The following is an 8,106-nucleotide window of genomic DNA, read 5'->3' as shown; positions in this document are numbered from 1 at the left end:
CTGGTAGTGCTGTGCGGCTTCCGGAATATTACCGATAAAATTTGAAAGTTTACTCGATAGCACAACTTGACTCAGCTCTCTAAACCACTAGAGTTTTGTAAGGGCGATCGCGGCGAGGATCGTACAGATAAAGCTGGCTAGGCTGCGGCAGGAAAAACAGCATATTCAGGCCATAGCTGCTGCTGTTCTCCGTCTCGCTGTTGCTTTTAGCACCGCTAACATCGCTGGTAATACTGCCACCGTTGACAGTAGCAGATTCTCCATCGGTTAGTTCGATGAAGAGTGAACCTTGTTGATTTTCTGACATAAATAACTCCTATTAATACCTATGTACTTACTTACTATCTACGCATACAGGAAAAACCCGGTAACAGTGCCAAAACTCATGGCGGAAACGCCGTATTTTCATGAGACTGGCCCGCTGGCTTCACTCCTCTTGATATTTGGCGAAGTTTGTGGGTGGGAACGGCAAAGCTGTGCGGATTTTTACCTTTACCCTGTGAATTTTGATTTAGACTTCTAAACCTATGCTTGGTTTCCGGAAAGGTGAGAGTAAAAGTGACAAAAGAAATCAGCGATTGAGCTCTCCCTCTCCCCCAACTCAAAACTCAAAACTCCAAACTATTCCCCTCTCCCCCTTGCCGCCATGTCTCTCACTCCCGAAGCCACACCCACTGAAACCTTTGATAACGACCAGTTTTTGCCCCCTGTCAGCCGCTGGACGACTTTGGGGGGCATTTTGATGGTGGCGACCTTTGGCGGGGCGATCGCCCTCGCTAGCGTCACCAAATACAGCGCTACAGTCAAAGCAGACGCGATCGTCCGTCCAGCAGGAGAAGTGCGCGTCGTGCAAGCAGCAACCGAAGGAACCGTCGAAAGCATTGCTGTCAGCGAAAATCAGACAATAAAAGAAGGAGATGCGATCGCCGTTGTAAATGCTTCGCGTTTGGACGATCAAAAAAAGCAGTTACAAGAAATAATTAATCAGTCTCAAACAGCAGCACAGCAAATCAACCAGCAACTGCGCGACTTAGAAAATCAAATTTTGGCCAGCGCCCAATTTAAAAGCATCCAAAGTGAAAGTTCGGCTCAACAGGAATTAATCGAAGCCGCTTTAGTAAAATTCGCCACATCGCTGCCAGATGTCGCCGAAAGACTGGGCAGAAGTCGGCGGGTTTTGCTCGTTAAGCGATCGTCCCTTCAACAACAATTGATTCAAGCTAAAAAAGAACTAAATCAAATTGACTTAAAACTCGAAAATAGCGTGATCCGCGCGCCCGCTGATGGTACAATTCTCAGATTGGAAGTACGAAATACCGGTCAAAGCGTACAAGCCGGCAGCGCGATCGCCCAAATCGTCCCCAGCGACGTACCCCTGGTAGTCAAAGCCAAGGTGACATCCCAAGACATCGCCCGCATCCAAATCGGCCAACCCGTACAGATCAGGATTTCAGCTTTGCCTTTCCCCGATTACGGCACATTAAAAGGAACTGTCAGCGAAATCGCCCCAGATGCGATCGCCACTCAAAATCCCACTAATAATTTAGGTACAGCTTATTACGAAGTGGCAATTAAGCCCGAACAAACTTATTTAACAAAGCTCAAATCCGCCAACGGCCAATTCTTCGGAAACTCCCAGGCTAATGTCCCCCGCCAGTATTCCATTCAATCGGGAATGGAAGGCAGAGCCGATATTATTACCGGCGAAGAAACAGTTCTGACATTTGTTTTGCGGAAAGCAAGGTTGCTGACAGATTGGTAATTAGTCAGTTGTCAGTTGTCAGTTGTTAGTTGTTAGTTGTCAGTTGTCAGTTGTTAGTTGTCAGTTGTTAGTTGTCAGTTGTCAGTTGTCAGTTGTCAGCAGTCAGCAGTCAGCAGTCAGCAGTCAACAGTCAACAGTCAGCAGTTAACAGTCAACAGTCAACAGTCAACAGTCAACAGTCAACCGCCAGAAAATTAGAGGCTCTGAAATTGAAATAACGTGTCAATATAGAAATGTGAGTTCAATTCTATTCTTTCCTCATGGGCAAACAGCGCGTTCTTTCGGGAGTTCAGCCAACCGGCAATCTTCACCTCGGCAATTATCTCGGTGCCATTCGCAACTGGGTAGAAAATCAAAGTCAGTACGAAAATTACTTCTGCGTAGTCGATTTGCACGCAATTACCGCACCGCACAATCCAGCAACTCTAGCCTCCGACACTTACACGATCGCCGCACTCTATTTAGCTTGCGGCATCGATTTAGAATATTCTACTATTTTCGTGCAATCCCACGTCTCGGCGCACACAGAACTAGCATGGCTGCTCAACTGTATTACGCCGATTAACTGGCTCGAAGATATGATTCAGTTTAAAGAAAAAGCAGTTAAACAAGGCGAAAATGTCAACGCCGGTTTGCTAAATTATCCCGTGTTAATGGCAGCCGATATTTTGCTTTACGATGCCGACAAAGTGCCAGTGGGAGAAGACCAAAAACAGCATTTGGAACTCACCCGCGATATTGTCATCAGATTAAATCACCAATTCGGCACACCCGAAAAGCCAGTATTGAAACTTCCCGAACCCTTAATTCGGACTGACGGTGCGAGGGTGATGAGTTTGACTGATGGCACGCGCAAAATGTCGAAATCTGACCCTTCCGAACAAAGTCGAATTAATTTATTGGATTCGCCAGATACGATCGCCAAAAAAATCAAGCGCTGCAAAACAGATGCCGTGCGGGGTTTGACTTTTGACGACCCCGATCGCCCCGAAGCTAGAAATTTGCTGACACTTTATCTCCTGCTTTCCGGCAAATCTAAGGAAGAAGTAGCAGCGGAGTGTGAAAACATGGGTTGGGGAGATTTTAAACCCTTGCTGACAGAGACGACAATTAATGCCCTCAAACCAATTCAGGATAAATACAAGGAAATAATGGACGATCGGGGATATTTGGAGTCTGTACTACGTCGCGGAAGAGAACAAGCAGAAGCTATTGCTAATCAAACTCTAACTAAGGTTAAAACAGCTTTCGGTTATTCTCTGCCTAATTAGTCTTCCTTCTTCCTTCTTTTTACTCTGAACAAATCATGCAAAGCGTAGCCGAAGGGAAGTAAGTCGAAGGGTTTTGTTCCTTCATCCTCAGAAGGAACCCTCGATAATTAATCCGTGTATCCGTGTCAAAATCAGTGTCGTGCCTTCTTCCTTGAAATAACTATGAACCGTTTTCGCACAGCCTGCACCACCCCCGGAGAATTTATAATTACCGCCGAAGTTGCCCCCCCAAAAGGCGGCGACATAACTCACACAATTCAAATGGCGGAACGCCTCAAAAACAGAGTGCACGCCATTAATGTCACAGACGGGAGTCGCGCAGTTTTGCGAATGTGCCCCCTAGCAGTTTCGGCGATTTTAGTGCAGCACGGAATTGAGCCAATTTGTCAAGTTGCTTGTCGCGATCGCAATCAAATTGGCCTGCAAGCCGATCTCATGGGAGCCCACGCTTTAGGAATTCGCAATGTATTAGCACTTACAGGCGATCCCGTGAAAGCCGGCGACCATCCGAAAGCAAAAAGTGTATTCGACTTGGAATCAGTACGACTGTTACAAGTCATCCAAAAAATGAATGGCGGCAAAGACTGGAATGACAAACCTTTAACAGACGGATTTACCGATTTATTTGTCGGTGCTGCCGTCGATCCGCAATGCCCCAGTTGGTCTGGTTTGCAAAGTAGATTTGAGAAAAAAGTAGAGGCGGGAGCCCAGTTTTTTCAGAGTCAATTAATTACAGATTTTGAAGTTTTGGATAAGTTTATGCACCACGTGGCTGCGGGCTGCAACAAGCCAGTTTTAGCAGGAATATTTTTGTTTAAATCAGCTAAAAATGCTGAATTTATTAAAAAATACGTGCCGGGAGTTCACATTCCGCAAGAAACGATCGATCGTTTAGCAAAAGCTCCAGAACCATTGCAGGAAGGCATGAAAATTGCTGCCGAACAAGTCAAGCTAGCGCGGCAGATTTGTCAAGGAGTTCACATGATGGCCGTCAAACGAGAAGATTTAATTCCTCAAATTTTGGATTTGGCAGGAATCGAGCCACTAAGCTAAAATTAAACCTAGGCGCGGGTTTTACCAACTATCAATACCTAAAACTAACGAGTTCGTAAACTCGTAAACCCGCCCAGTCCCGCGCTACCATTTTGAACATCAATAAAACAATCATGCTTCAAACTGTAGACAATCCAAGCAGTTCTCCCGCAGTCGAACAACGTTTCACTTGGCGCGGTTTGACATGGCATCAATTCAAGACCATTCAAGCTGGTTTTGAAGACGTTCCGGGGGTGGGATTATTTTACTGCGATGGAGTGTTAGAAATTGTTGGGAAGATGGCACTCTAGAGCTTTACCATCGGCCAGAGGAAGATTACGATCGCATTGCTAGCAGTGAAATACTGCCGGATTTAGACTTGTCTTTGCTTAAACGCTGCATTTTGTTTGCTTCCCCTTTGGATGCGCTTGAGGAGTTTTCTAGAGGAATGGGCGATCGGCAAAATTGACCAATAAACTACTTTTGAAAGTGCTCGATCGACTAAACGGTTATTAAATAGGAGCAACTGGCAATGACTGACTCAGAAATACTTAATTCTGATACCCTCAAAACACTAGATACTAGCATATCAGAAGTTACAGTTTACACCGATCGCGCTTTGGTGACGCGCCGCGGTACAGTCGCTTTGACGGGAAACGAGCGAGAATTGGCGATCGTATCTATTCCCGCAACCCTCGAAACAGAGTCAGTCAGGGCTACGGGTGCGGGTACAGTTGCTGTGCGATTGCTGGGAGTACGCAGCGACAGAGTGTTTAGCAGGGAACCTGTAGCGGATCGCATCGCCGAATTAACCCAACAAATCCAAGAATTAGAAACCCAAAAACGGGCAATAAAAGACAAGTTAGATGCCCGAAGAATTCAACTCAAATTTGTCGAAGATTTAAGCGAAAAAAGCGTCCGTTTCTTTTCCCGCAGCATCGCCAAACAGCAGGTAGGTTTAAACGAAACTGGCGAAATGCTCAACTTTTTAGGAACTAATTACCTAAAATATGTAAGTGCGATCGCGCAGCACGAAAGACAACAGCACGAATTAGACACTCAAATACAAATTTTAAAGCATAAGTTAGTACAAGTAAGGACTTCCCATTCCCAGCAAAGTTTTAACATCATTGTCGCCATCGAACCAAGCGGCAGCGGCAACTTTGAACTAGAACTTTCCTATGTAGTAAAGCGAGCATCTTGGACTCCCCTTTACGACTTGCGAGTCAATACCACCAACAACCAAATTAATCTCCATTACCTAGCCGATGTCAAACAAAATACAGGCGAAGATTGGACAGGAGTAGCGCTGACATTATCTACAGCAAAACCCGGATTGGGAAGTCTCCCACCACAACTAAAGCCTTGGTATATCGAGATATTCGAGTTAATGGCACCCGCTGGTCGGGGTTCATCAGAGGATGATTTATGGGACCTAGAAGAGATCCTAGAAGAAGGTTATGCAGGCGCTTCACTCCCCAGTGAAGGACGGCGCATAGAAGCTGAAATAGCAACAGCTCAAGTATCCAGAGAAGGCGGCACAGTCTCTTTTCAAATAGCCGGAAATACCAATATTCCCAGCGACAGTTCGAGGCAGAAAGTGACTATTTTTAGCGAAAATTATCCCTCTCAACCTGAATATATTGCCGTCCCACACTTAGTCAGTTTTGCCTATTGGCAAGCAGTTGTTGTGAATCCGCTGACAGGTGCAACTCTTCTGCCCGGTAAAGCAAATATCTTTCGCGACAACACTTTTGTCGGCACTGTGCAGTTAGAAAATGTTTCCCCCGGGCAAGAATATAAGCTGAATTTAGGAATAGATGAAGGGTTAAAAATAGAGCGGCAATTAGTGGAAAGACAAGTAGATAAAAAACTTATCGGCAATCAGCGGCGCACGAGTTACGCCTATCGTTTGAGTGTGACTAACCTGCGGCAGGTGCAGGTACGCCTGACACTACAAGAGCAATTGCCAGTCAGTCGTAATGAACAAATTAAAGTGCGGTTGACTCTCACTAATCCGAAGATAGTAGCAGGTGAAATGGGACTACTAGAATGGATAATGTCTCTGCCGCCGCAAGCAAAGCAAGAGTTATATTACCAGTTTGTTGTCGAACATCCTCCCGATTTAACAGTCATCGGTTTAGATATTTAATATTAAGTCGATAAAAACTTGTTTGTAGTCAGGACTTTAGTCCTGATTCGTCACCACGTATGAGGACTGAAGTCCCGAAAAACTCTCAAATCTAGCGGTAATTTGTAAACTGCAAAGCTACCGGATAATCTTCTTGCTTCAAGCGTTGAATCACCAACTGCAAATCATCCTTGTCCTTAGCCGAAACGCGCACTGCATCACCTTGAATCGAGCCTTGAATCTTTTTAAACTCATCTCGAATTAATTTAGTGATTTTCTTGGCAATTTCCTGGTCAATCCCTTTTTTCAGCTTGATTTCTTGACGCACCCGACTGCCGCTAGCAGCTTCAACTTTGCCGTAATCAAAAATTTTCAAAGATAAATTCCGCTTCGCGGCTTTAGTTTGCAAAACAGTGTGAATCGCGTCGAGAGTAAATTCACTGTCGGTATTGACAGTAATTGCTTCAGCGCCCAATTCTACAGTGGTTTTGGTATCTTTCAAGTCGTAACGGCTTAGGATTTCTCGCGTTGTTTGGTCAACAGCATTGACTAATTCTTGCCGATCGAAATCGCTGACAATATCAAAGGAATAACTAGCAGCCATAAATTAGTAATTGGTAATGGGGCATTGGGCATTGGGCATTGGGCATTGGGCATTGGCAAAACAGGGCATTGGGCATTAACAACTAACCAATAACCAATAACCAATAACCAATAACCAATAACCAATGACTACTGAAAATTAGCCGTTAACAGCCATTAAACTGAAATAGAATAAAGAAACAGTGCAAGAAGAACTAATCGCAAACATGAGCGATCGCCCCAGCGGCACATTCAGAATATAGAAAACCGAAAACAACAACCGGGCGATCGTAAAAGCGATCGCAGCCCAACCCGCCGGTTCCGAATCTACCCCCGTCACAAAAGCCATCAAAGCCGCCGCTGAAAACAGCATAAACGTCTCAAACGAATTTTGGTGAGCCCAAGTTGCCCGCTGAGCGTAAGCAGGCAACCTCTCAAACATAGCGCGGGGGGCTGCTTGGTCATAGCCTAGCTGCAAGCGGGCGAACGCAACCACCAAAAACGGTGCGTACACCAGCGCAGCAGCAGCAGCAATACAATCAAGCAGAATAACCGACACAGGTAATCCCAACAGCATCATCCGCCTCGCAGTTCAATCAAAATAGAACAGAGTAACCACCTTGCGCTGTTCCTCCGCATCCTGGCAAGTTTTCAGCAAAGTGTGGCTTTCGTGAAAAGCAAAACATATCAGTTGCTGGCAGCGAGAAATAATCTCCTGATTGCACATGGCGCTTGCTTCCGGGAGAGACAAGCTATCATTTTTGGGATTTTCTACCAAATGTATCACTTGTTCGAGTTGCTCGCGAGACTCCCGAGGCTGGCGGCTCATGCTTTGCGGCAAAATCACCGTCAGCAGATTAGGATCTGCTCGCATTGCCCCCCGAATTGCTGCTGAATTGGTGCCTGTTGCGCCAGAAGTGATGAGCTGATTGCCTCCCAGAACTATGGCGTAGCTCAGCATCTCAATTAGCTGCTGGTGGGTAATAGGAACGTGGCGAGAACCCAAAAGAGCAAGCCGCTTGGAGCTGGTTTGCTGGATCGCCGCTAGTTCTTGTAAAAAATCATCTACTCTGGGTAGCTCAATTGATTGACTCAAAGAATTTATTAAATTAAATAAAACTACGTTGTGGATTTTAGCAGACTCACTAGCCATTGCCGCCAAAAAGAAGTTAAGAATTGCTGATTTACGGGATCAGACTAGAGGATCGGGAGATTTGAGGAAGCCAGAAGGCAGAATGTCTTCCGACATTGGCCAGCCGGAGCTCAAGGTAGAATTCAAGAAAAATTGAGAATTTAAGAATTTTAGCTTTTTATTTATTTAAACAAAA

At 45.4% G+C, this 8,106-nt stretch carries 10 protein-coding genes; 6 read left to right on the top strand and 4 right to left on the bottom strand.

All coding sequences use genetic code 11. The features are described from left to right. Positions 1–79: 79 nt before the first annotated feature. Positions 80–307, bottom strand: coding sequence for a secretion protein HlyD (locus QUB06_RS09005; protein ID WP_333435009.1), 228 nt, complete (start codon positions 305–307; stop codon positions 80–82). Between the two features lie 339 nt (positions 308–646). On the opposite strand from QUB06_RS09005, the gene QUB06_RS09000 reads away from it, so the two are divergent. The 6 genes from QUB06_RS09000 to QUB06_RS08975 all read left to right on the top strand — a co-directional run bounded on the left by QUB06_RS09000 (position 647) and on the right by QUB06_RS08975 (position 6,217). After that, a complete protein-coding gene (locus tag QUB06_RS09000; protein WP_333435008.1) occupies positions 647–1,762 on the top strand; it encodes an HlyD family efflux transporter periplasmic adaptor subunit in 1,116 nt (371 codons plus the stop codon). 57 nt (positions 1,763–1,819) lie between these two features. Then, positions 1,820–1,960 (top strand): hypothetical protein, encoded by a 141-nt coding sequence (locus QUB06_RS08995; RefSeq protein WP_333435007.1) that lies wholly within the window; start codon positions 1,820–1,822, stop codon positions 1,958–1,960. Positions 1,961–2,022: 62 nt separating this feature from the next. Further along, the gene (gene trpS, locus QUB06_RS08990) at positions 2,023–3,033 is read left to right on the top strand and encodes a tryptophan--tRNA ligase (protein WP_333435006.1); all 1,011 of its coding nucleotides are present in this window, start codon (positions 2,023–2,025) and stop codon (positions 3,031–3,033) included. A gap of 162 nt (positions 3,034–3,195) precedes the next feature. Then, positions 3,196–4,086, top strand: a complete 891-nt coding sequence (locus tag QUB06_RS08985) for a methylenetetrahydrofolate reductase (RefSeq protein WP_333435005.1) — start codon at positions 3,196–3,198, stop codon at positions 4,084–4,086. 113 nt (positions 4,087–4,199) lie between these two features. After that, positions 4,200–4,376: a hypothetical protein gene (locus tag QUB06_RS08980; protein WP_333289528.1), complete on the top strand. Its 177-nt coding sequence runs from the start codon at positions 4,200–4,202 to the stop codon at positions 4,374–4,376. Positions 4,377–4,597: 221 nt separating this feature from the next. Further along, positions 4,598–6,217, top strand: a complete 1,620-nt coding sequence (locus QUB06_RS08975; RefSeq protein WP_333435004.1) for a mucoidy inhibitor MuiA family protein — start codon at positions 4,598–4,600, stop codon at positions 6,215–6,217. 91 nt (positions 6,218–6,308) lie between these two features. On the opposite strand, the gene QUB06_RS08970 is transcribed toward QUB06_RS08975, so the two are convergent. From QUB06_RS08970 to QUB06_RS08960, 3 genes are all read right to left on the bottom strand, one after another. Beyond that, positions 6,309–6,800 (bottom strand): YajQ family cyclic di-GMP-binding protein, encoded by a 492-nt coding sequence (locus QUB06_RS08970; RefSeq protein ID WP_333435003.1) that lies wholly within the window; start codon positions 6,798–6,800, stop codon positions 6,309–6,311. Positions 6,801–6,938: 138 nt separating this feature from the next. Beyond that, entirely contained in the window at positions 6,939–7,355 is a 417-nt protein-coding gene (locus tag QUB06_RS08965) for an MAPEG family protein (protein WP_333055489.1), read from the bottom strand. Positions 7,356–7,370: 15 nt separating this feature from the next. Continuing rightward, complete coding sequence (locus tag QUB06_RS08960) at positions 7,371–7,874, bottom strand: DNA recombination-mediator protein A (protein ID WP_333258007.1); 504 nt, start codon at positions 7,872–7,874, stop codon at positions 7,371–7,373. Between the last annotated feature and the right edge of the window lie 232 nt (positions 7,875–8,106).

It is taken from the genome of Microcoleus sp. D2_18a_D3, assembly GCF_036702455.1.
In the GTDB taxonomy this organism is placed as follows: Bacteria; Cyanobacteriota; Cyanobacteriia; order Cyanobacteriales; family Microcoleaceae; genus Microcoleus.
This window is presented reverse-complemented; position numbering and strand designations above follow the sequence as displayed.

Coding starts and splice junctions, on each gene's coding strand:
- QUB06_RS08985 (WP_333435005.1), top strand. CDS start 3,196: ATGAACCGTTTTCGCACAGCCTGCACCACCCCCGGAGAATTTATAATT.
- QUB06_RS08970 (WP_333435003.1), bottom strand. CDS start 6,800: ATGGCTGCTAGTTATTCCTTTGATATTGTCAGCGATTTCGATCGGCAA.
- QUB06_RS09005 (WP_333435009.1), bottom strand. CDS start 307: ATGTCAGAAAATCAACAAGGTTCACTCTTCATCGAACTAACCGATGGA.
- QUB06_RS09000 (WP_333435008.1), top strand. CDS start 647: ATGTCTCTCACTCCCGAAGCCACACCCACTGAAACCTTTGATAACGAC.
- QUB06_RS08980 (WP_333289528.1), top strand. CDS start 4,200: ATGCTTCAAACTGTAGACAATCCAAGCAGTTCTCCCGCAGTCGAACAA.
- QUB06_RS08965 (WP_333055489.1), bottom strand. CDS start 7,355: ATGCTGTTGGGATTACCTGTGTCGGTTATTCTGCTTGATTGTATTGCT.
- QUB06_RS08975 (WP_333435004.1), top strand. CDS start 4,598: ATGACTGACTCAGAAATACTTAATTCTGATACCCTCAAAACACTAGAT.
- trpS (WP_333435006.1), top strand. CDS start 2,023: ATGGGCAAACAGCGCGTTCTTTCGGGAGTTCAGCCAACCGGCAATCTT.